This window comes from Capnocytophaga sp. oral taxon 335 str. F0486, assembly GCF_000277665.1.
In the GTDB taxonomy this organism is placed as follows: Bacteria; Bacteroidota; Bacteroidia; order Flavobacteriales; family Flavobacteriaceae; genus Capnocytophaga; species Capnocytophaga ochracea.
In genome coordinates, this window is sequence record NZ_AKFR01000032.1 from 1 (window position 1) to 22,972 (window position 22,972).

Genomic DNA, 22,972 nt, shown 5'->3' on the forward strand with positions numbered 1-22,972 from the left:
AGGGACGGGGTGAGGATTCTCTTTCTTTCGCCTCGAAACCCCGTTTTTAACATTTTTAGCATTGTTGTATTATATTATGAATCAACTTTTTATATACCCTTTCTATACCAATCGTCCAAGATTCGTATAAGCTTCCTATAAGCTCTCTATAAGCTAACCCCACCCTTCTTACACCCTTTTTTCATCAAAAACCCTGCTTCCTCTCTTTTGAATTTCTCCGTTTCCTTCCGCTCTCTCTAACCTATCCGATTTGTCCAACAAGTCTGACCCGTCAAAAAACGATTTTTATCACTACTCATTTTCTCATTTGTTAATTTCCACATTTGCTCATTTGCTAATTATCTTGTATCTTTGCCGAAAATAGAAAATATTATGTCTTACACAATTACCATTGCTGATAACAATCCACAAGCACTACATCTTGTGAGATATCTTAAAACACTCGATTTTGTAAAAGTTACAAAGCAAAAAGAACCTAAGTATTCTCAGGAAGTGTTGGACGCTTCTAAAGTATTAAAAATGACCCCTGAGGAAATCGTAGAAGCTGCTAAAGAAGAAGAAATGACCCCTGAGGATTACGCGTTTGTGATGACAATCTCTAAGAAGATAAATCACAATATAGCTAAACGTTGGGATAAACATTTTAATATTTAATATTATATGATTATCATTGCCGACAGTAACATTTTTATGAGTGCTCTTGTAAATCCTACAGGACGTACAGCTTCTATATTAGCCGAAAGGAAGAAAATACAATATATAGTGCCTGACTATCTAATTGCCGAAGTAACCGAGCACATTCCTGATTTGGTAAAACGCTTTAAAAATCAGAAAACAAAAAAGGAACTATTAACCGATTTTAAAAAGCTATTAGAAGGTATTACCATTGTAAGTGAAAAAGATGTAAAAAAAGTTAATGCTATTAAAGCAAAAGAAATAGTTGCTGATATAGATATAAAAGATTATCCTTTTATTGCTCTTCATCTGCAAATCAAACACAAAATATGGACTTCTGATAAAATCCTTGTAAAGGGGCTTACTGAAAAAGGTTACGGACATTTCTTTACCTCTACAGAAGAACTGAGCGAACATCTCTACAAAAAATAAAACCTATATTTACTTATTTTCAGTTGAAGAAACTTTCCTCCCACATAAAGGATATGTTATATGTTTTGTTGCTTCCTCTGCTTTTCATTGCTATATTGAGCCGCTTTTTTAATAGTACATCTTCGCACTATTCTCGAATGGATATTCTCGCCCATAAAAAAAATAAGTCTATTTATCCGCAGTCCAATTTTATAGTCACTGTAATTTGCTAATTTTCAAATTAGCTAATTAACAAATTATTACTATCTTTGCCCAAAAATACAAAACGTTATTATAATAGCCCGTGCAACTCGCACCAAATTAGCTAATTGACAAATTAATACTATGGCAAAAGAAACCCCCTTGATGAAGCAGTACAATCAGATAAAAAGTAAATATCCTGATGCTTTACTGCTGTTTAGGGTAGGCGATTTCTACGAAACCTTCGGTGAAGATGCCGTAAAAGCCGCTCATACCCTCGACATTGTGCTCACCAACCGCAACAACGGTACCGAGCGCAGTGAATTGGCGGGTTTTCCTTACCATTCTATCAATACCTATCTCCCCAAACTCGTAAAAGCGGGCTACCGCGTGGCAATATGCGACCAGCTGGAAGACCCTAAACTCGTGAAAGGCATCGTAAAGCGAGGTGTTACCGAACTCGTTACCCCAGGAGTCGCCCTCAACGACGATATACTGCAAAGCAAGAGCAACAACTTCTTAGCCTCAGTATGGTTGGGCAAACAAAGTTGCGGGGCAGCTTTTCTCGATGTTTCTACCGGTGAGTTCTTGGTAGCGCAAGGCGATAAAACCTATATTGATAAGCTCTTACAGAACTTCCGCCCTAGCGAACTGCTCGTTGCTAAACACCAAAAAAAGGAATTTGCCGAGCATTTTGGCGACGACTTCCACTGTTTCTACTTGGAAGATTGGGTTTTTAAAGACGATTACGCCCAGCAGGTACTTACCAAACACTTTCAAACCAACTCTCTCAAAGGCTTTGGCATAGACGAACTCACCGAAGCGATTCTTACCGCAGGGGCTATCCTCTACTATTTATCCGAAACCCAACACCACCAACTCCAACACATTACTGCCATTCAGCGCATCGCCGAAGAGGCTTATGTATGGCTCGACAAGTTTACCATTCGCAATTTGGAACTCTATGCGGGCAATACCACCCCCTCGGTGAGTTTGCTCGATGTGATTGATAAAACGCTGTCGCCTATGGGTAGCCGTACCCTCAAACGCTGGTTGGCGTTACCGCTGAAGAAGTTAGACAAAATCCGTCAGCGTCACGAGGTGGTCGATTACTTTTTGAAACACATCGATGTATTAGAGCAGGTGAAAACAGCCCTCAGCCGTATGGGCGACATCGAACGACTGATTTCTAAAGTCGCTACCCTGAAAATCAATCCGCGGGAGGTAGTGCAATTGCGCGCTTCCTTGGAACATATCCCCTTGATAAAACAGTTGTGTTTGGCTTCTGCTAATGAATCGCTTACCCTTTTGGGCGACAAGCTCCACAGTTGTGAACAGCTCAGTGCGCGCATCGCCGAAACACTCAGTGAAGATGCCCCTGTGAACATCGCCAAAGGCAATGCTATCGTCAAAGGTTTTTCGGCAGAATTAGACGAACTACGCGGTCTCTCGCATTCGGGCAAAAGTTATTTAGACGATTTGCTCTTGCGCGAGAGCCAGCGCACAGGTATTCCTTCTTTGAAAATAGATAACAACAACGTGTTTGGGTACTATATCGAAGTGCGCAACACTCATAAAGATAAAGTCCCGCCTGATTGGATACGCAAGCAAACCCTTGTAAATGCCGAGCGTTATATCACGGGAGAACTCAAAGAATACGAAGCCAAAATATTAGGTGCTGAAGAAAAAATCGCTCAGTTAGAACAAACGTTATACGCCGAACTGATTGCTTTTATCAGTGAGTATATCGGTCAGGTACAAACGAACGCCACACTTATCGGTCAGCTGGATTGCCTCTGTGGTTTTGCTACTTTGGCGATGGAAAACAACTATCACCGCCCCGAGATGAACGAAGGGTATGCCATTGAGATTAAAGACGGTCGCCACCCTGTGATTGAAAAGCAATTGCCCGTTGGTACGCCCTACATTGCCAACGATGTATATTTAGACCGTGAACGCCAGCAAATCATAATGATTACTGGACCTAATATGTCGGGTAAATCAGCTATCCTGCGACAAACTGCTCTGATAGTCCTCTTGGCACAGATAGGCAGTTTTGTGCCTGCTGCCAGCGCTCAATTAGGTATTGTCGATAAGATATTCACCCGTGTAGGAGCAAGCGATAACATTTCTATGGGCGAATCTACTTTTATGGTCGAGATGAATGAGGCAGCCCTCATTTTGAACAACATCTCCGATAGAAGTTTGGTGCTCTTGGACGAAATCGGGCGTGGTACTAGCACCTACGATGGTATTTCCATAGCGTGGGCAATCGCCGAATATTTGCACGAGCACCCCAGCAAAGCCAAAACCCTTTTTGCTACCCACTACCACGAACTCAACGAGATGAGTGAGCAGTTCGAGCGCATTAAGAATTACAATGTATCGGTAAAAGAAACCAAAGACAGTGTACTTTTCTTGCGCAAACTCACCGAGGGCGGTTCAGCGCACAGTTTTGGGATACACGTTGCGAAGATGGCGGGAATGCCCCAATATGTCATTCAGAAGGCAAATAAAATGCTTAAAAAGCTCGAAGAGAGTCATAATGTAGTACCCACTGCCGAAGTGGTTAAAAACGCCCAAAAAGAAATGCAATTGAGCTTCTTTGATATGAACGACCCACTTTTAGAAGCCCTAAAAGAAGATTTACTCAGTCTCGACATCAACACCCTCACCCCCGTAGAGGCACTGATGAAACTCAACGAAATGAGAAAAAGAATTAGCTAATTAGCAAATTTGGAAATTAGTAAATGAGTAGCGTCGCTACATTCCCCCTCTTTGAGGAAGTCCGTGAGAACGGAGTATGTGATAGGGGGAGGTTTTAGTAGCATCACTACACTTTGGTAAAGTCTATAACAACTAAACAATTTAAAAATCAATAAACCTGTTACTTATCACAATATTCCTTTCCTTCTCGCTATATCAATCGCTTCTATAAGGCTTTCTACATTGAACTTTTCCCGTATATTTTGCCGGTGTCTATTCACTGTGTAAGTGCTGATGAACAATTGTTCAGCTATTTCTTTGCTCGAAAAACCTTGAGAGGCAAGTGTGAGTATTTCCTTCTCCCGCGGCGTAAGTGCAAAAGCTTTCTCTTCTTCTATTTTTATGGGAATAATCTCCCCTGTTATACAGTGTTTCATTTGCACCCTTACCGGCAAACTCTCCGATTGGTCAGGGGCAATTTCTATAATGCCTAAGGCGAGGTAATTATCGTCAGTAACTTCTAATAGTTGCACCTCGTTAGTCACGCGCCCATAAGTGCCATCGGTTGCCATTCCGCGATAGTCGTAAATGTATTTGTAGTGCACTTGTTCTTCTTTGGGTAAGGACGATAGAAACTCGTAAATCTTCTCATCTATGAGCTCTTTCATCTCCAAATCATCGGGGTGAATGCGTCGTTTTAGCGGATAATCTTGTATTTCGTTACTGTTGTTCTTAGGAATATCGTCGTAACCAAAGAGTTTAAACTTATCGGAAATAAAATAGAAATGCTCGTTTTTATCTACTATAAAAACAGCATTATTCCCTATTTTTGCAAGCATTTCGGCATAAGGGATATACTTCTGTGCCAAGATTTCCATAGAAGCTGAGGTGCTCATCGTCAATTAAAAATGGTTATTTTTGCGTATTGCCACACTTGCGCAACCGCCGTAATTTTGCCCCAAAATTAATAATTATTTCTCAAAGATGAAAAATTACAATAGTATTATTATAGGTAGTGGCTTGGGCGGACTCATCGCTGGAGCTACTTTGGCACTCTGGGGCAAGAAGGTAATTGTGCTCGAACAACACTATATCGCGGGTGGTTGTGCTACTGCTTTTAAGCGCAAAGATTACTTAATGGAAGTAGGTTTGCACGAAATCGACGGACTCCACGAAACCGACCCTAAACGTCCTATCTTAGAACTTTTAGGGGTGTTTGATGAAGTAGAATTTCTAAAAGTACCCGAATTCTACCATTTGAAGAAGCAAAACTTCCAGTGTACTTTGCATCACGGGGCAGAAACCAAAGAAAAACTCATCGCCGATTTTCCCGATAGCAAAGCCGAAATCGAACGCTTTTTTGGACTCATCAATAGGCTTTACGCCGAAATGCGCCGGCTCCCCCGCAACAAATGGCTCAATATATTGCTCTACCCGCTGATGCCTTTCTTGATTCCCACGATCATCAAAACTTCTACAATGAACACAGGTGATTGGCTGGATGCAAATATCAAAAATGAAGCGCTCAAAAACGTGCTCACGGCTAATTTGGGTTATTATACTGATGACCCTTATAACCTCTCGCTGATGTACTTCCTGATGGCACAAGGTAGCTATCTAAACGGAGGGGGCAACTTCGTGAAAGGGGGTTCGCAATCGCTGTCTAACTACTTGGTGCGCTTTATTGAAAAACGTGGCGGACAAGTGCTTACAGGTAAATTCGTAGAAGAGATTTTGGTGGAAAACAACCAAGCGGTGGGGGTGAGCTATCGCGATACGTTCAACAGTTCGACAGCTAAACAATCGCTCTATGCCGATAGTGTGGTCGCCAATGCTGCCCAACCTATGGTCGCCCAGATGCTCCCCGAGCCTTATCGCTCTAAATTAGCACAAAAGGTAGCGCCTTTAGAACTCGCCTGTTCCTTGCTCACCATTTATTTGGGTTTCAATACCGATTTGAAAAAACTCGGCGTAAATCATTATTCTACCATCATTCAAGGTCAAAAAGACTATAAACTGAAAGATGTAAAAGCCGATTCGCAAGGTGATTGGGCTCAAAAATCATTTACTTTTGTGAATTACGGAATGGTAGATGCCCAGTTAGCTCCTGAGGGAAAGACGGTAGGAGTAATTTGTGCCATTGATTACCTCAAAGAATGGGAAGGACTCAGCGAAGCAGAATATCAGCAGAAGAAGGAAAGAGTCGCACAGTTGTTTTTAGCGCGTTTAGAAGCTGAATTCCCCACTATTCTTGATTACTTGGAGTATTATGAGGTAGCGACTGCCAAAACGATAAAAAGATACACTTTAAACCCACAAGGTACCCCCTATGGTTATGTGCAATCGGTGAAACAAACTTACCCTAAACGCGATAAACTCACCGCTTCACCGCTGAAAAACTTGTACTTTGCCTCGGCTTGGGCGCCTTCGGGGGGTGGTTATTCAGGGGCGATTTACAGCGGTTTTATGACGGCAAGCAAGATGAAAACCCAAGTGAAATGGCGCAACTACAGGCCCTCAACTCTCGCCGATGAACGCTGTGTAAAACTCTTAGCAAAAGAAATTATCGCGCATAACACTATCTTGCTCACTTTTGAAAAACCTAAAGATTTGCAGTATAAAGCAGGACAGTATGCCGTATTGAGCCTCAACAACCCTCGTTATACCGAATTGGATATGCCTTTGCGTCCGCTCTCAATGGTCTCTCATCCTGATGAAGATACTTTGCAGTTTGCAATGCGCCTCAGCGATAGCAGTTTTAAGAAAAGTGTTGTCGAAATGGTGATAGGTGATACAGCCACGATATTCGCTCCTATGGGTAATTTCACTCTTAAAGGAAAAAATAAGCGCATTGTGTTCCTCGCCTCAGGGATTGGCATTACCCCAGTACTCCCTATGCTCAAAACCTTAGTACAACAGCAATTTGCAGGTGAAGTAGTAGTATTTTACTCCAATAAAACCGAAGCCTCAGCTGCTTTTCACAGCGATTTACAACATAGCACTTTGGCTAACTATACCTATCTGCCTGTGTTCACCGCCACCCAAAAGCGCCTCAATACCGATTTTTTAAAGGAGCATCTCCACACCCTCACCGATTGTGAGTATTACATTGTCGGAACCAATAGCTTTACCAAAGCAATGCAAGAGCTCTTGTTAAAAGAAAACGTACCCGCCACAACCATCTTTAAAGACGATTTCGGAGGGTAATTTTATAGTTATATAAAAAACTTTGGCAAAGTCTCTACTCGCCCGTCGTGCTACGACCTTTGCCAAAGTTATACTCCGTCTCGTGCCACGACCTCCCATTACCTTGGTCATTCGTCATTCTTCCCCCATCATTTCTTCCCCTTTTCCTTCATATTTCCGCCTATTACCTATTCCCTAAGACCCCACACTTCCCCATTTTCTCATTTCCAAATCTGCTAATTCTCTAATTTCTCTTCCCCTTTTCCGTCATACTCCCCCTAGTGCCTATGGCCTAAGGCCTATTGCCTATTCCTCTTTCTTTCGCCTCGAAACCCTGTTTTTAACATTTTTAGCCTTGTTGTATTATATTATGAATCAACTTTTTATACACCCTTTCTATAGCAATCGTCCAAGATTCGTATAAGCTTCCTATAAGCTCTCTATAAGCTAACCACACCCATCTTACACCCTTTTTTCACCAAAACTTCTCTCAACTCTCTTCCGTTCTTTTCCGTTTCCTTCCGATGTCTCAGAAGTGTCACTTTTAGGGGTATACACTTTGCCAAAGTTTTTGCCTGTGCGGCTCGCACCTTTGGCAAAGTTGATGTTTCAAAAAGTTACTTCCCCCATTTCCTAATTTCCTCATTTGCTAATCTGCTAATTCTCTCATTCTCTCATTTGCTAATTTTCTAATTACTTCCTATCTTTGCAACTCATAACTCTCAACCCATATGAAACTATACTTTTACCTTTTAGCATTTGCCCTCACGGCTTGCCACAACGCATCAGAACAAAAAGAGTTGCCTAAAAAGCAACTCACCAATTACGTAAATCCGTTTATCGGTACCGATGGTACGGGGAACACCTACCCAGGAGCGATGACTCCTTTCGGAATGGTGCAACTAAGCCCCGATATAGGTATCCCTGGCTGGGACAGAATTTCGGGCTACTTCTACCCCGATAGCATCATTACCGGCTTTTCACACACCCACCTCTCAGGCACGGGTGCGGGCGACCTCTACGATGTGCTCATAATGCCTACCAATAGCAGATTTAACGACCGCATAGAGGCAAACAACCGTTTGCCTTTCTCTTATTTCTCTCATAAGCGCGAAACCGCTACGGCTGGCTATTACAGCGTCGATTTGCTGAGTTATGGTATCAAAGCAGAACTTACCGCCACTCCTCGTGTAGGAGTGCAACGCTATACTTTTCCTAAAGACGAACAGTCTAAAATTACAATAGATTTAGGTTATAGCATCAACTGGGATAAACCTACCGAAACCTATCTAAAAGTGTTGGATAATATAACTTTGGAAGGCTATCGTTTTTCTACCGGTTGGGCGCGTAACCAAAAGGTTTATTTCGTCATAAAACTCTCCAAGCCCTTTGCTGATAAGGAGTTTACAGAAGAAAAAGAAAACGGCAAGAGCAACCGTTCTAAAATTGTACTCCGCTATGCTACCGCCGATAATGAAGCCATTGTAGTGAAAACAGCCCTCTCTATGCACAGCATTGCAGAAGCGTATAAAAATATGGAAGTTGAAGCGCCTCACTTTGCTTTCGACGACTATCGCGAGACGGCTCGCAATTTATGGGAAAAGCAGTTGCAGAAGATTACGGTAGAAGGCGGTACTGAGGAGCAAAAAACAATTTTCTATACAATGCTCTACCAATCGATGTTGGCGCCTAATCTTTTCAGCGATGTCGATGCCCCCGAAAAGCGTTATGATACTTTTTCTCTTTGGGATACTTTCCGTGCGGCTCATCCGCTTTATACCTTGTTACACCGCGAAGCTTCCGCCCATTTTATCAGTAGTTTTTTGGCACACTACCGCGAAAATGGTACGCTACCGGTGTGGAGTATGCAAGGAGGTGAAACCAATATGATGATTGGCTATCACGCTGTACCTATTATCGTAGATGCGTATTTTAAGAAAATTCCAATAGATATTCCTTTGGCTTACGAGGCTTGCAAGCAAAGTGCAATGGTAAACGAACGCGAAATCGACTTATATAAGCAATACGGTTATGTGCCTTACGATTTGGATAAATCCGATGAAAACTGGTCGGTGTCCAAAACCTTAGAGTACGCTTACGACGATTGGTGTATTGCACAATTTGCCAAAGCATTGAATAAAAAAGAAGATGAGGCTTACTTTGCCAAACGCGCTGAAAACTGGCGTAATCTTTTCGACGAAAAAACTACTTTCTTTCGCCCTAAGGATAGCAAAGGGCAATTTATCAAGCCTTTTAACCCCAAAGATTATAGTAAATACTTCTGCGAAAGCAACGCTTGGCACTATCGTTGGTTTGTGCCACAAAATATCGAAGGATTGCGCGATGCAATGGGAGGCATTAAGGCTTTTGAACAAAAACTCGACTCGATGTTCACTTTATCAGTTACCCCCGATGAGAAACTGCCTATTTTCAGTACTGGTATGATAGGACAGTATGTGCACGGTAACGAACCGAGTCATCACGTGGCTTACCTCTATCACTTTACAGCTCACCCCGAGAAAGCCATCCAGCGCGTTACCGAAATATTGAATACTCAATACAAAAACACCCCCGACGGACATTGTGGTAATGAGGACTGCGGACAAATGAGCAGTTGGTATGTGCTTTCCGCCTTAGGTTTGTATCCTCTCAACCCCGCCGACAGTAGGTATTATCTAAGTGAACCGCTATTCGATAAAGCTATGTTGCATTTAGAGAACGGCAAGACTTTTACGATTGAAAAAAGAAAAGACAGTAAAGCAAAAACACTACTCAACGACAAACCACTGAATAGAGGATATATTACTTATGAAGAAATTATTGCAGGAGGACGTTTAGAGTTTAAGAAATAAACGCCTTTACTACCAACGCTGAGTTAGTACCTCCGAAGCCAAAAGAGTTGCTCAAAAAGGCTTTAATAGGGCGTTCTACAGTTTCGGGAATAATATTTAGCTTGGCAGAAGCCTCATCGGGGGTTTCAAAATTGATATTAGGAGCTATAAAACTGTTTTGCATCATCAGCACTGAGTATATCACTTCGCTAGCTCCTGCCATCCAACATTCGTGTCCAGTCATCGATTTGGTAGAGCTCACAGGAATATGACTGCCAAAAATCTCATAAATTGCCTTTGCTTCGTTGGCATCGCCTATGGGGGTAGAAGTGGCGTGCGCATTGATATAGTCGATTTCACTGGCTTGCATTCCTGCATTTTTAAGGGCGCGCGCCATAGCACGGGCAGGTCCTTCTACATTGGGTGTAGAGATATGTCCGCCATTAGACGAAAAGCCGTAGCCTACCACCTCAGCGATAGGGGTTGCCCCACGCCTCATCGCCGACTCATAACTCTCCAAGACCAAAGTAGCTGCCCCTCCACTGGGTACTAAGCCGTCTCTGCTGGCATCGAAGGGACGAGATGCCAAAGTGGGTTCGCCCTCGCGCATTGAAAAGACCCCAAGACCATCGAAACTGCCCATACTATACTTGTTGATTTCCTGAGCTCCGCCACATATTACGCAGTCTTGCATACCACTTTGGATAAGCAAGTAGCCTAAGCCTACCGAATGCGACCCACTGGCACAAGCGGCACTGATACTCATATTTACCCCTCGCAATTGGAAGAGAGTAGAGAGGTTCATCGTTACGGTAGAGTTCATCGTACGGAATACCGCCCCAGAGCCTACGAGGGTAGTATCTTTCTTTTCTCTTATCTTATCGTTTGTGAGAATTACCGACTCGGCTACACTGTCGTTACCGTAGAGGATTCCTACTTCGTTTTGTTGTAAGAAATCGCTATCGATACCGGCATTTTTAAGCGCTTCGAGGGTTGCCATATAGGCAAATTCGCTTTCTTGTCCCATAGAAATACGCTCGCGACGACCTAAGAGTCCTTTTAGGTCGGGGTTTTCTACAAAGCCTGTGAGGGCAGAGCGATAGCCGTATTCTTTGCGTTCGGGCAAGAAAACAATACCCGATTTTCCTTGGTATAACGAATCGCGCACCTCGCCCAGTGAAGTGCCTATACAGGAATAAATACCCATTCCGGTGATAACTACTCTCATAATAATTGACAGTTGACAATTGATAATTAACAAAGTGGGGCAAAGGTAAGAAATAATACTGATAATGCCAAATAATGCCAGAAATGCCAATAATGCCAGAAACACTCAATCAATGACACGGGGTTTCAATGAAGATAGAACGAAGGGAAAATTTGCTGTATGAGAGAAGCTTGAAGAAATTTTAGGAGAGAAAATAGGAAAGACTGCCCCACTAAAAGTGGGAGCAGTCTTTCTTCTAACTTAGGGAAATTTGATTATTAATCTACGTTGATATCGGTATTTACATTTTTACTACCTACGAGGGCATAATACAAGAGGAATAGCAATGCTAATACAATTACCCAGTAACTTTGGATATAACCAAAAGCATCGGCAGCCCAACCTTGGATAGCTGGCAAAATACCACCCCCGCATACCATCGCCATAAAGATACCTGAGGCAGCGGCTGTATATTTACCCAAACCTTCGGTAGCGAGGTTGAAGATACCTCCCCACATTACTGAGGTGCACAAGCCACAAAGAATAAGGAACATTATGCTTATTGGCACTTCGGCTAACCCAAAAGATATATCAGATTTGAACACAGGCATATTTACCATTTGTGTTTCGGGTATTAATATAGCTAAGATAACAAAAAGAATTCCTAAGGAAGACACAAAAGTAAGCATTCCTTTGCTTGAAAACTTCGCTCCCAATGAACCTCCGGTAAGACGACCGATGAACATCAAGAACCAATAGGTACCTACTACTGAACCTGCAATAGTGGTATCTATTGCTAAGCCGTTCATTTCTGGACTACTGGTCATAAAAAGATTTGCTATGTTGGGAATTCCTACTTCAATCCCTACGTAAAGGAAGATAGCTATCGCTCCTAATATAAAGTGACGGAAAGATAGTGGACTGTGTTTATCGGTTACATCTTTTTGTTTTACCGCTGCGTGAGGTTCGGGTATTTGCATTAGGGCAAGTACAATAAATGCCAAAGCGAAGATACCCATTGCTAAGAAGAGGGCAGGGTTGGCATCGGCGATAGAAGTACCGGCGCTGATAGTACCAATGAGGTAGCCTACCAATACAGGTACGATAGTTGCCCCGATAGAGTTGATAGCGCCTCCGAATTGCAAGAGTTGGTTACCGCGTTTACCACCACCACCGAGGGTGTTGAGCATTGGGTTTACTACCACGTTCAGCATACACATAGAGAAGCCTGAGATAAATGCCCCAGTGAGGTATACTCCAAAGCTACCCATATTACCTGAAAGGAAAGTAATACAAACGCCTACGAAGCCTACGGCAATAGCTGTTAAAGCAGTTTTCTTATAACCGATGCGTTGTAGCATTAGCCCTGCTGGAATCCCCATAAAGGCATAAGCGATAAAGTTGGCTAAGTTCCCCAATTGTGATTCGAGGTTGCTTGCCATAAATTGGTTTTTTACAATTACCCCGAAAGGGTTTTGTAAGCCCGTTACGAATGATATCATAAAGAATAAGGCGAACATCATCGCAATGGGTAATGCGTAACTTTTGTTTTGTTGATTTTGGTGTTCCATTATTTTTAGTTATTTATTATTTTAGAAAATAGGGAATAGGAGAAGGGAATTAGTTGTTAGAAATTACTTATTTCTCCTATTAACTACTGTATTTAGTAAATAGTGGGGCAAAAGTAAATAAAGAAAATATAAAACACAACAAAAACGAAAACTTTTTTAAGGTTTATTTATGAAATATATTAGATGTTAGGTGTTAGAAGTTAAAAATCAGAAAATTAAGAAATTAATAAATAGGGACACGAGTTAAAAGCTCACGCCAGTGGAAGAAGAAAAGAGGAAGAAAAATTATAAAATGAAGGGAGGGTCGTAGCACGAAGGACAGTTGAAAATTTGCAAAAGTTTTGATACGGACGAGTCAGACTATTCGAATGTGTTCGATACCGATAGCTAAAGGCTTAAAGAATAATCATTAACAGCTAATGACTATTTTTCATCCCAATAGTAGCTATCGGGGTAGATGCGCTTACCGAAGATAGCGGTACCAACCCGCACGATAGTGGCACCTTCTTCAATAGCGGTTTCGAGGTCGCCACTCATTCCCATTGAGAGCTCTCGGGGGTCTACATTAGGGAGGTTGAGAGCAATAATCTCTTGTTGGAGATGTTTAAGGAGTTTAAAGCAGGCGCGCACCTTTTCGGTTTCGGCACTAAACAGACCGATAGTCATCAGTCCTTTGATATGTAGGGTAGGCAGTGTAGCCACTTGCTTTACAAGATTGAGCACCTCAGAAGGGTCGGCACCAAATTTGCTTTCTTCGTTAGAGGTATTCACCTGAATAAAGATGTCGAGTTCTTTACCTTCATTCTCCAAACGGTTGTGGAGTTTTTGGGCTAAATCGAGGCGGTCTACCGATTCTACACAACTCACTTCGTAACGCAAAATATCTTTTATCTTATTTGTTTGTAAATGACCGATAAAATGATTGGTATGTGGGGTATCTTTCAGCGCTTCATACTTTTCTTTGAGCTCTTGCACTTTGTTTTCGGCGATGAGCGTATATCCTGCATTTAATGCTACTTTGATGCGCTCAGGAGTTACCGTTTTAGTAGCTAAAAGCAATTTTACTTCCTCCGGCTTGCGACCTACCCGCTCACAAGTGTTGGTAATACGTTGTTGTACTAAGGTGATGTTTTGTAATATATTTTCCATTTTTAATTATCAATTATTAATTAACTATATCGGTTCATTCTCCACTTCTTCCTTTGGTAAATTGCCTTCAGCTTTCTTGCGCAAGAGGCGACGTTTGATGAGGTCGTTTAGGTCTTTACCTTTTACCGAGTAGGTGTTAAATAACAGCATAGGAGCAATCACCCCAAAGGCTAAGCACATAGTAATAAAGCCTGTTTGTAAACCGAGTTTGAAGGTTTGGTAGAGTAAATCTAATGTTTCGTCTTGTGAGGTTTCAACGGTTACTATTTGTATGATTTTCATCATAAACTCATAGCCGTATTTACCAGGAATCATATTAATTACGGCGGGAATGGTAAACACAATAGGAGGTGTGTGTACACGGTGGGCAAAATACACCGCTAAGAGCCCTACCACACAAGCCCCCAGAAAAGAAGTAATCACGATTTGTTCGGGCATTAAGGTTGCTAATAGAATGAACTTAATACCCCACCCTATACCGCCTAATACACCTGTTATCCATAAAGCACGACGTGGAGTGTTAAACAATAAAGCAAAACCGATAGAAATCCACATCGACCAAAAGATGCGTTCTGCTAAACCTAAAAATATATCAAGGAAGTTCATAACCGAATAATAGTAAAGCTAAATAAAAACCTAATGAAATCATAAACACTAAAATAGCAGCGTGAGTGAGTTTAGCAATTCCTGCTACAATACAGCCTGAGAGCATATCGATAAAGCCATTGATAAGAGGTACCCCAGGCACTAACCACAATACACAAGCTGCCAAGGCATTGTGATAGTCTTGTACTCCAAGCAAGCGGAAGATGCTCATCACAGCCACCGATACGAAAGCAGCCCAACCCCAACAGATATACACGTTGAACTTGCGCAACTGCAAAATACGTCTACCTGCTAACCCTAATAAAGTAGCGAGAAACGACATAGCGAACTCGGCATAACTTGCGTTTTCTTTGCCAAATACGTAGGCTAATGAGCCTCCTGCAATCGATACAAAAAACCACATTACATACATATTGTAATGCGGACGCGCCTTGATAGTAGCTACCTGCTCTTCGATTTCCTCAATAGGGAGTTTCTTTTCGATAGCCTCCCACGATAGGATACTAATATCGGAAATCGCACTGAAATTCACTCCGTGATGCGGGATAGAGCGCACGATAGTTTCTTTTTCGCCTGTGCTTTTGTCCTGTATTGTTAGCACGATAGCCGAATGCGAATAGAAGTTCTCGCAATGGTAGTTCAGTGCATTAGAGATGCGTTCTACATTGCGTTCTACCCTACGGGTATTGGCACCGCTGGAAATCAGCAGTTCGTTGATATCGGCAAAGAGTTTTGCCGCTCGTTCTATGGGCTTCATATATATTTTAGACGTTAGTTCTTAGGAGGTTAGTTATCAAGCTTGTCAGACTGTTCGGGCAAATTGCTTTTGGTATTCCTTGCTGTTTTCTTCTAAAAGAAAGTCTTTCTTGCAAGCAAAAGCAAAGAATTCTTGTTAGAAAGTGCAAAAGTACAAAAATAATGAAGAATGACAAAAAGGAGAAGATTTAATAATTTACTATCACATTCAAGCGCTTTCCTAATATTGTTTTTAGTTGGTTATAACCTATTACCTCCTCCATAACACTTTTACGTTCTTCATCTGTTATTTCAGTACGTACTTTCTCTGCTAAATTGTTGATGAGGTGCATTATTAATAACAAACGAATATTTAGAATGATATCCGAGATAATTCTGTTGAGGTCTCTGTCTTTCTCCTTTGCGACAATATCTCGTTTTAACCAGTTGTCTAAATGTCTAAACTCGTCTTCCATTTCCAAATCGGATACCTTAGCACTGAGTTCCACAGGAAGTTCGTTTGCAAGCCTACTCACATCATAGGAAGCATCTTCTTGGAACATTGTCATTAGTTGGTCATATATCTGCTTGAAATCGGGGTTAGCGAACTCTATTTCGTCTTCTTGAAGTTCAAGGAATACTTTTTCGTAAACTTTGAGAGTTTGCTGTACTTGTTTTTCTTTGAGGTCGCCGTTTTCTTCTTCTACCAGAATAGTATCGGTGAAAACACAGTCTTCATTCCCTTTAGAAAGAAGAATCTTTATTAAATCGTGTTCTAACACCTCCAAACGGTTTACCGTGCGTTTTTGAGTCTCTTCTGGCGTTTGTACCACTTGCATAGTAGATTGTTTGCGCTCTACTTTTTGTCCTTCATAAAAGTCCTTTTTGAGAATTTGCGCCAAAGTAGAGAAGAGCACTTGTTCCGAGATATCCATAATGGTAGCGCACTCGCGCACATATACTTCCCGCTTGATAAGGTCAGGGATTTTAGAGATACTCTCTACCATATCGCGTATGGTTTCGGCTTTTTTGATAGGGTCGTTCTGCGCCTCTTGCATTAGGAGGGAGGCTTTGAAGCGAATGAAATCGGAGGCGTTGTTTTCGAGGTATAACACGAGGTCTTCGTAGGCGGTTTTGCGGGCAAAGCTATCGGGGTCGTCTCCCTCGGGGAAGGTGCAGACCTTTACATTCATACCCTGTTCCAAGATGAGGTCTACCCCACGGATGGAAGCACGTAAGCCAGCGGCATCGCCATCGTACAGCACTGTGATGTTGGGGGTAAGGCGGTGAATGAGGCGGATTTGGTCTTGCGTAAGTGCTGTTCCGCTAGAAGCTACCACATTTTCGATGCCTTTTTGGTGCATTTGAATCACATCGGTATATCCTTCAACCAGATAGCAGTTATCGGCTTTGGCAATGGCTTGTTTGGCAAAGAAGATGCCATACAGCACTTTGCTTTTATGGTAAATCTCACTTTCGGGAGAGTTGAGGTATTTAGCTTGTTTCTTGTCGTTGGTAAGGATACGCCCTCCGAAGCCCAATACGCGTCCGCTCATAGAGTGAATGGGAAACATTACACGCCCTTTGAAGCGGTCGAACTTACGGTCGCCATTGACGATGGTGAGCCCCGTTTTTTCTAAGAATTCTAACTGATAGCCTTTGGCAAGAGCGTTATCGGTGAAGGCTGTCCACTCGTCGGGGGAGAAGCCTAAGCGGAATTTTTGGATTGTTTCCTCGGTAAAACCGCGCTCTTTGAAATAAGTCATACCGATAGCCTTACCGGCTTCGGTATTGAAAAGGGTGTCCTGAAAATATTGTTGGGCGTATTCTGAGACGATATAGAGACTCTCGCGCTCATCGGCTTGTGCTTTTTCTTCGGAAGATTGCTGGGTTTCTTCAATGTCGATATGGTATTTTTTAGCCAAATAGCGAATGGCTTCGGGGTAGGTGAAATGCTCGTGCTCCATTAAGAAGGCAATAGCATTCCCGCCTTTGCCACTACTGAAGTCTTTCCATATTTGCTTTACGGGCGAGACCATAAAGCTGGGTGTCCGCTCGTTGGAGAACGGACTCAATCCTTTGTAATTAGAGCCTGCACGCTTGAGTTGGACGAAGTCGCCAATAACTTCCTCCACCCGCATTTGGTCATATACTTTGTCGATAGTGTTTTTTGAAATCACTGTTTTTTAAGATAAGAGGTAAGAGATAAGAGATAAGAGGGGTTAATTTGTTAATTGTTTCAGGTCGTCCTCTAATTCTTTAAGGCTGTTTTTACGTTCTATTTGGCGTTGCTTAGTTTGGTATTTTTCATACTCTTGGGCAGATTTCTCTATAGCCATTTGGTGTGAAATCTTACCAGCGTGTTGTAAGAGCTCTCTGCCATTGAGTTGCAGGATAATATCCAAGCGGGCTATCCAGTCTTTCATATACATAGGCGTTTGCTGTTGTGCCATAGTTTCGGCGAAAGCTAAATATTGTTCTACAAGCAAGCCCAAAAGCTTTATTTCTTCTTCGTTGAGATAATTCTTGGCGATGCTTACTTCACTTTTTTTAATAGTGGCAGTAGCTGTTTTGTCATAGGATTGCATACCCAGAAGGGGTAAAGAGGCATCAGCACGATTATAGACTATCTCGGCTGCTGTTTGCTCACTAACCGCCCATAGGAGTTTGTTTTGCACTACCTTAAAGAACTTTATGGTTTGCTCATCTTGAGGGTTGTAGTCTATACTGGTTTTGTATATATCTTTAATCTTCTGGTAGAAGAACCGTTCAGAGATTCGTATTTCACGGAGGCGTTCTTGGAGCTGGTCGAAGTAGTTCATCGCAGTACCTTGCTTAAAACGCTCGTCGTTTAACACAAAACCTTTGATTAAATACTCTTTGAGTTGCTGAGTTGCCCAAATACGAAAACGCGTTCCTTGTTGTGATTTCACACGATAACCTACTGAGATGATCACATCGAGATTGTAATATTCTACCTGATAGTTTTTACCATCGGTCGCAGTTGTTGCAAATTTTGCAACAACTGAGTTTCTGTATAGTTCCCCTTCTTCAAAAATGTTTTTAATATGTCGTGATATAGTAGATTTGTCACGGCTAAAAAGAGTAGCCATTTGGTCTAATGAAAGCCATATCGTTTCATCTTGAAAGCGTACGTCTATCTTGATATTCCCTTCTTGATTTTGGTATATAAGAAACTGTGATTCCATAGGGTTTATTTGTTTGTCAATCATTTTACCCCTTGTGGGCTCATAAAAATACTTAGTTAAGAGACAAGAAAGTTGTGTTATATTTATTATTTTTAATAAGTGTATTTGATTATAGATTTGACAATGCAAAGATATAACATTCTTTTCAGAAAAGCAAAAAACAAATAACCGACTGCTTTTACAAGAGTCGGTTATTTACATTTAATTTTTTAATTACGATGAAATAAAAAAAAACCTTTCTTTTAGTCTGCTAAAATCACTACTTTGTTTTGGTTGCACTCCAAGGTACCTCCTGTAATAGTGAAATGTTGCAGTTCTTTTTTACCCTCAAAGAGCTTTACCTCGCCTGCCGTAAGCAATGAGATAATAGGGGCGTGGTGTTCTAATATTACAAATGGTCCTTTAGCCCCAGGCACCTTCACCGAGGTTACTTCACCTTTAAACAAAAGGGCTTCAGGAGTAAAGATTTCTACTAACATAAGTGCGAGCCATACGGGCTTTTTTGTTGTTATTTAACATTAGCTAATTTTCTTATTAACTAGCTTGTGCTTCGGCAAGCATTTTTTCACCTGCTTCGATTACTTCTTCAATAGTGCCTTTAAGGTTGAAGGCAGCTTCTGGAAGGTGGTCGAGTTCGCCGTCGAGAATCATATTAAAGCCTTTGATAGTATCTTTGATATCTACATAAGCTCCTGGTAATCCGGTAAACTGCTCGGCTACGTGGAAAGGCTGTGACAAGAAACGCTGTACGCGACGAGCACGAGCAACGGCTACTTTATCGTCTTCTGAAAGTTCTTCCATACCGAGGATAGCGATAATGTCTTGCAATTGTTTGTAACGTTGTAAGAGCTCTTTTACGCGTTGTGCACATTCGTAGTGCTCTTTACCTAAAATTTCGGGGGTAAGGATACGCGAAGTAGAATCGAGAGGGTCTACCGCAGGGTAGATACCGAGCTCGGCGATTTTACGCGATAATACGGTGGTCGCATCGAGGTGGGCAAAGGTAGTTGCCGGAGCAGGGTCAGTAAGGTCGTCGGCAGGTACATATACCGCTTGTACTGAGGTGATAGAACCGTGCTTGGTAGAGGTGATGCGCTCTTGCATCGCACCCATTTCGGTAGCCAACGTAGGTTGGTAACCCACCGCTGATGGCATACGTCCTAAAAGAGCGGATACCTCAGAACCTGCTTGGGTGAAACGGAAGATATTATCGACGAAGAAAAGCACGTCTTTACCGTGACCTTCGCCTGCACCATCGCGGAAGTACTCGGCAATGGTAAGTCCTGAGAGGGCTACACGCGCACGTGCTCCAGGAGGTTCGTTCATTTGCCCAAATACGAAGGTAGCTTTTGATTCTTTAAGTGCCTTGCGGTCTACTTTACTCAAATCCCAACCGCCTTTTTCCATTGATTCCATAAAGCCTTCGCCATATTTGATAATGCCCGATTCGAGCATCTCGCGTAGCAGGTCGTTTCCTTCACGGGTACGTTCGCCTACCCCAGCGAATACTGATAGACCGCCGTGTCCTTTGGCGATGTTATTAATCAATTCTTGAATGAGCACCGTTTTACCTACACCTGCACCGCCAAAGAGACCGATTTTACCTCCTTTGGCATAAGGTTCGATAAGGTCGATGACTTTAATACCAGTGAAGAGTACTTCGGTAGTGGTGGAGAGTTCTTCGAACTTGGGAGCTTCGCGGTGAATAGGCAAGCCGTTGTCGCCGTCTTTGGGCAGGTTGCCGAGTCCGTCCACGCCGTCACCAATTACGTTGAAGAGGCGACCGTAGATATCGTGTCCTACGGGCATTTTGATAGGACTGCCTGTGGCAATCACTTCGGTGTCGCGGCTAAGCCCTTCGGTGGAGTCCATAGAGATGGCGCGCACCACGTCTTCGCCTATATGCGATTGTACTTCTAATATGAGTTTGGTACCGTCGGGTCTTGTGATTTCTAAGGAATCATAAATGCGTGGGAGTTCATTATCAGAAGCGAACTCTACATCGACCACAGGTCCAATTACTTGTGCTACTTTTCCTTTTTGTAACATTCTTTTTTATTTTTAGTTGTTTAGACCACAGGCATTAAGCCATAGGTTGTAGGTGTTATGGTTTCAGAAGCTGAGGTCTGAAATATGAGACCTATGAGCAGAAACCTAAATATTGTGCAAATGTAGGGACTTTTTTAAAAAGGGACAAATCTTTGTAATTCTTTTTTATAAAAATATTTTATTGTAGGTTTTTATAATGTTGATTATCAACAGATATAAGGTTTGGATTTTCTTTTTCTTATTGAATTTCAGAACTTGTTTTAGCAAAGGAAGGTGAAAATATTGTATATTTGCCACGTAAAACCTAAAAGTTTAATGAAACACATCTTTACAACAGAACAGCAAGCGTTGGCAGCTCGTATTTTGGAGCATAACCATTTTTCACCCCTAAGTGAGTTGTATTCTTCGGAAATACAAGACTTGGCGGTGATATGGTCGTTTTACTCTGGGAAGATAGAAGGCAATACTTATACTTTTGTGGAGACGGAAACGCTCTTGAAAGATGGTATTACTTCACCCCGGCGCTATGAAGAGGCTAAAATGCTCAAAAACCTTTACAACACTTTTATTTCGGAAGTAGAGTATATCAAAAAAGGGAATACCGAAGAGATTAACAAACGATTGCTTTTTGAGCTACACTCTCGCTTGATTGCTGATTTGATAGATAACCGCGAGAGGGGTATTATCCGCAAACGCGCTGTGCGGATTACTGGAACGGATTATACACCTCCTACTGGGGAGCACCTTATTGAAAAAGCCTTAGACCAGATAATGGAGGAACAGGCTGAAATAGAAAATCCTTTAGAGAAAGCGGTTTTTTTGCATTGCAATATTGCGCGCTTGCAACCTTTTATTGACGGCAATAAGCGCACTTCGCGCTTGGTTGAGAGTATTGTGCTAATGAATAACGATATCGTACCGATTCACACGACTCGCTTAGAGGATATCAATACCTACCGCAAGGCTTTGCTTTCTTTTTATGAAACGAGTGATTACAGTGAATATGCCGATTATTTTCTACAAAAGAAATGGGAGTATTTGCAGAAGTTGTAGCACGAGTCGTAGCACGACAAGCAGTGCGAGCCGCACGGGCAGTGTGAGCCGCACGGGCAGTTAGTAGTAGATTTATTTTAAGCATAATTTCAATATCTAGAAAATGAAAAATATTTTTAATAATCTTTTGTTTAAGGTAGTTTGTGGTATCCTGTTTGGGATAGCGTTGGGCTATTATGCGCCTGAATGGTTGTACCGCATTCTTATTACTTTTCAGGTATTGTTTAGCAACTTTTTAAAGTTTGCAATACCGCTGATTTTGATGGGGCTCATTATGCCTTCGATTAGTGATTTGGGTAAAAATGCAGGTAGGTTACTGCTTATTACCATAGGAATTGCGTATGCTTTTACGCTTTTCTCGGGTTTTTCTACTTACTTGGTGGGCGAATCTCTTTTTCCTTCGCTATTGCAGGGGGAACAATTGGGTGCCATTGTAGATAAAGGAAAGAGTTTGCCTCCTTATTTTACCATTGAGATGCCTCCTTTGGCCGATGTGATGAGTGCTTTGCTGTTTTCTTTTATCATCGGGATTGGGTTGTCGTTTAGAGAAGAATCGAAACTTACAGAGGTGATTAAAGAGTTTGGCGACATTGTGAAATGGCTTATCGTTAGGGCTATTATACCGATATTGCCTATTTATATTATGTGTATTTTTGCTGAAATTACCTTCAACGGACAGGTAATGGCAATAATGAAGGTGTTCTTTAAACTGATTTTGGTTCTTTTTGTGATGCACATTGCTTTGCTCATTATCCAATACCTGATTGCGGGAAGTATTGCAGGGAAGAATCCGTTTAAGGCACTGGCTACGATGCTACCGGCTTATGCGACGGCTTTGGGTACACAATCGTCGGCTGCTACTATTCCTGTAACGTTGAGGCAGGCACTGAAATTAGGCATTTCGCAACGGATAGCGGGATTTGTGATTCCGCTTTGTGCTACGATTCACCTTTCGGGCAGTACGATGAAGATTACGGCTTGTGCGCTTGCCCTGATGATGCTTCAAGGAATGCCTTATGACTTTTCGCTGTTTGCTGGTTTTATAATGATGCTGGGAGTGGTGATGATTGCTGCTCCTGGGGTACCGGGAGGGGCTATTATGGCTGCTTTGGGGGTGCTGAACAGTATTCTTGGTTTTAATGAGGCGCAACAAGGACTAATGATTGCACTTTATATAGCGATGGATAGCTTTGGCACGGCTTGTAATGTAACGGGTGACGGTGCAGTAGCTTTGATAGTTGATAAATGCGGGAAGAATGAAAAAATTAGCAAATGAGAAAATGAGAGAATTAGAAAATTAGCAAATTAGAGAATTAGAAAATTAGCAAATTAGAGAATTAGGAAATTAACAGATTGGTAGATGGAGACGAAAAGAAACGAAAA

Annotated in this window: 17 protein-coding genes; 7 read left to right on the plus strand and 10 right to left on the minus strand. The window is 42.0% G+C overall.

What is annotated here, in order from left to right:
* Nucleotides 1–372: 372 nt before the first annotated feature.
* The 3 genes from HMPREF1320_RS07685 to mutS all read left to right on the plus strand — a co-directional run bounded on the left by HMPREF1320_RS07685 (nt 373) and on the right by mutS (nt 4,014).
* Entirely contained in the window at nt 373–654 is a 282-nt protein-coding gene (locus tag HMPREF1320_RS07685; protein ID WP_009418179.1) for a hypothetical protein, read from the plus strand.
* A 6-nt stretch (nt 655–660) separates the two neighbouring features.
* Entirely contained in the window at nt 661–1,107 is a 447-nt protein-coding gene (locus HMPREF1320_RS07690) for a PIN domain-containing protein (RefSeq protein ID WP_009418162.1), read from the plus strand.
* A gap of 324 nt (nt 1,108–1,431) precedes the next feature.
* Complete coding sequence (mutS, locus tag HMPREF1320_RS07695) at nt 1,432–4,014, plus strand: DNA mismatch repair protein MutS (RefSeq protein WP_009418210.1); 2,583 nt, start codon at nt 1,432–1,434, stop codon at nt 4,012–4,014.
* A gap of 167 nt (nt 4,015–4,181) precedes the next feature.
* On the opposite strand, the gene HMPREF1320_RS07700 is transcribed toward mutS, so the two are convergent.
* Nucleotides 4,182–4,889: a response regulator transcription factor gene (locus tag HMPREF1320_RS07700; RefSeq protein ID WP_002675838.1), complete on the minus strand. Its 708-nt coding sequence runs from the start codon at nt 4,887–4,889 to the stop codon at nt 4,182–4,184.
* 88 nt (nt 4,890–4,977) lie between these two features.
* On the opposite strand from HMPREF1320_RS07700, the gene HMPREF1320_RS07705 reads away from it, so the two are divergent.
* Together HMPREF1320_RS07705 and HMPREF1320_RS07710 are read left to right on the plus strand one after the other, a co-directional pair.
* Nucleotides 4,978–7,200, plus strand: coding sequence for an FAD-dependent oxidoreductase (locus HMPREF1320_RS07705; protein WP_009418201.1), 2,223 nt, complete (start codon nt 4,978–4,980; stop codon nt 7,198–7,200).
* 710 nt (nt 7,201–7,910) lie between these two features.
* Nucleotides 7,911–10,031: a GH92 family glycosyl hydrolase gene (locus HMPREF1320_RS07710; protein ID WP_009418226.1), complete on the plus strand. Its 2,121-nt coding sequence runs from the start codon at nt 7,911–7,913 to the stop codon at nt 10,029–10,031.
* Here HMPREF1320_RS07710 and HMPREF1320_RS07715 read toward each other — a convergent pair.
* The 9 genes from HMPREF1320_RS07715 to atpD form a co-directional block, all read right to left on the minus strand.
* Nucleotides 10,021–11,238 (minus strand): beta-ketoacyl-[acyl-carrier-protein] synthase family protein, encoded by a 1,218-nt coding sequence (locus HMPREF1320_RS07715; protein ID WP_009418208.1) that lies wholly within the window; start codon nt 11,236–11,238, stop codon nt 10,021–10,023. The genes HMPREF1320_RS07710 and HMPREF1320_RS07715 overlap by 11 nt on opposite strands.
* A gap of 257 nt (nt 11,239–11,495) precedes the next feature.
* On the minus strand, nt 11,496–12,788 hold the full coding sequence (locus tag HMPREF1320_RS07720) for an MFS transporter (RefSeq protein ID WP_009411503.1): 1,293 nt from the start codon (nt 12,786–12,788) through the stop codon (nt 11,496–11,498).
* 423 nt (nt 12,789–13,211) lie between these two features.
* Nucleotides 13,212–13,937, minus strand: a complete 726-nt coding sequence (locus HMPREF1320_RS07725; protein WP_009418225.1) for a YggS family pyridoxal phosphate-dependent enzyme — start codon at nt 13,935–13,937, stop codon at nt 13,212–13,214.
* A 24-nt stretch (nt 13,938–13,961) separates the two neighbouring features.
* Entirely contained in the window at nt 13,962–14,543 is a 582-nt protein-coding gene (locus tag HMPREF1320_RS07730; protein WP_009418222.1) for a threonine/serine exporter family protein, read from the minus strand.
* Nucleotides 14,530–15,300 carry a threonine/serine exporter ThrE family protein gene (locus HMPREF1320_RS07735; RefSeq protein WP_009418168.1) on the minus strand — a complete coding sequence of 257 codons (771 nt, stop codon included), beginning with the start codon at nt 15,298–15,300 and terminating at the stop codon, nt 14,530–14,532. The genes HMPREF1320_RS07730 and HMPREF1320_RS07735 overlap by 14 nt, the downstream gene beginning before the upstream one ends.
* 187 nt (nt 15,301–15,487) lie before the next feature.
* Nucleotides 15,488–17,458: a DNA primase gene (gene dnaG, locus HMPREF1320_RS07740; protein WP_009418215.1), complete on the minus strand. Its 1,971-nt coding sequence runs from the start codon at nt 17,456–17,458 to the stop codon at nt 15,488–15,490.
* A gap of 42 nt (nt 17,459–17,500) precedes the next feature.
* Nucleotides 17,501–18,511: a virulence RhuM family protein gene (locus HMPREF1320_RS07745; protein WP_009418184.1), complete on the minus strand. Its 1,011-nt coding sequence runs from the start codon at nt 18,509–18,511 to the stop codon at nt 17,501–17,503.
* Between the two features lie 218 nt (nt 18,512–18,729).
* Nucleotides 18,730–18,966, minus strand: a complete 237-nt coding sequence (gene atpC / locus HMPREF1320_RS07750; RefSeq protein ID WP_009418216.1) for an ATP synthase F1 subunit epsilon — start codon at nt 18,964–18,966, stop codon at nt 18,730–18,732.
* Between the two features lie 55 nt (nt 18,967–19,021).
* The gene (gene atpD / locus HMPREF1320_RS07755) at nt 19,022–20,536 is read right to left on the minus strand and encodes a F0F1 ATP synthase subunit beta (protein WP_002674457.1); all 1,515 of its coding nucleotides are present in this window, start codon (nt 20,534–20,536) and stop codon (nt 19,022–19,024) included.
* Between the two features lie 315 nt (nt 20,537–20,851).
* On the opposite strand from atpD, the gene HMPREF1320_RS07760 reads away from it, so the two are divergent.
* Together HMPREF1320_RS07760 and HMPREF1320_RS07765 are read left to right on the plus strand one after the other, a co-directional pair.
* Nucleotides 20,852–21,589 (plus strand): Fic family protein, encoded by a 738-nt coding sequence (locus HMPREF1320_RS07760; protein WP_034554390.1) that lies wholly within the window; start codon nt 20,852–20,854, stop codon nt 21,587–21,589.
* A 103-nt stretch (nt 21,590–21,692) separates the two neighbouring features.
* The gene (locus tag HMPREF1320_RS07765; RefSeq protein ID WP_009418217.1) at nt 21,693–22,865 is read left to right on the plus strand and encodes a dicarboxylate/amino acid:cation symporter; all 1,173 of its coding nucleotides are present in this window, start codon (nt 21,693–21,695) and stop codon (nt 22,863–22,865) included.
* Nucleotides 22,866–22,972 lie beyond the last annotated feature (107 nt).

What these genes read in the sequence shown, in the direction of transcription:
- HMPREF1320_RS07700 (WP_002675838.1), bottom strand. Translation starts at nt 4,889, where the DNA reads ATGAGCACCTCAGCTTCTATGGAAATCTTGGCACAGAAGTATATCCCT.
- HMPREF1320_RS07725 (WP_009418225.1), bottom strand. Translation starts at nt 13,937, where the DNA reads ATGGAAAATATATTACAAAACATCACCTTAGTACAACAACGTATTACC.
- atpD (WP_002674457.1), bottom strand. Translation starts at nt 20,536, where the DNA reads ATGTTACAAAAAGGAAAAGTAGCACAAGTAATTGGACCTGTGGTCGAT.
- HMPREF1320_RS07765 (WP_009418217.1), top strand. Translation starts at nt 21,693, where the DNA reads ATGAAAAATATTTTTAATAATCTTTTGTTTAAGGTAGTTTGTGGTATC.
- atpC (WP_009418216.1), bottom strand. Translation starts at nt 18,966, where the DNA reads ATGTTAGTAGAAATCTTTACTCCTGAAGCCCTTTTGTTTAAAGGTGAA.
- mutS (WP_009418210.1), top strand. Translation starts at nt 1,432, where the DNA reads ATGGCAAAAGAAACCCCCTTGATGAAGCAGTACAATCAGATAAAAAGT.
- HMPREF1320_RS07710 (WP_009418226.1), top strand. Translation starts at nt 7,911, where the DNA reads ATGAAACTATACTTTTACCTTTTAGCATTTGCCCTCACGGCTTGCCAC.
- HMPREF1320_RS07745 (WP_009418184.1), bottom strand. Translation starts at nt 18,511, where the DNA reads ATGATTGACAAACAAATAAACCCTATGGAATCACAGTTTCTTATATAC.
- HMPREF1320_RS07735 (WP_009418168.1), bottom strand. Translation starts at nt 15,300, where the DNA reads ATGAAGCCCATAGAACGAGCGGCAAAACTCTTTGCCGATATCAACGAA.
- HMPREF1320_RS07720 (WP_009411503.1), bottom strand. Translation starts at nt 12,788, where the DNA reads ATGGAACACCAAAATCAACAAAACAAAAGTTACGCATTACCCATTGCG.
- HMPREF1320_RS07760 (WP_034554390.1), top strand. Translation starts at nt 20,852, where the DNA reads ATGAAACACATCTTTACAACAGAACAGCAAGCGTTGGCAGCTCGTATT.
- HMPREF1320_RS07705 (WP_009418201.1), top strand. Translation starts at nt 4,978, where the DNA reads ATGAAAAATTACAATAGTATTATTATAGGTAGTGGCTTGGGCGGACTC.
- HMPREF1320_RS07685 (WP_009418179.1), top strand. Translation starts at nt 373, where the DNA reads ATGTCTTACACAATTACCATTGCTGATAACAATCCACAAGCACTACAT.
- HMPREF1320_RS07715 (WP_009418208.1), bottom strand. Translation starts at nt 11,238, where the DNA reads ATGAGAGTAGTTATCACCGGAATGGGTATTTATTCCTGTATAGGCACT.
- HMPREF1320_RS07730 (WP_009418222.1), bottom strand. Translation starts at nt 14,543, where the DNA reads ATGAACTTCCTTGATATATTTTTAGGTTTAGCAGAACGCATCTTTTGG.
- HMPREF1320_RS07690 (WP_009418162.1), top strand. Translation starts at nt 661, where the DNA reads ATGATTATCATTGCCGACAGTAACATTTTTATGAGTGCTCTTGTAAAT.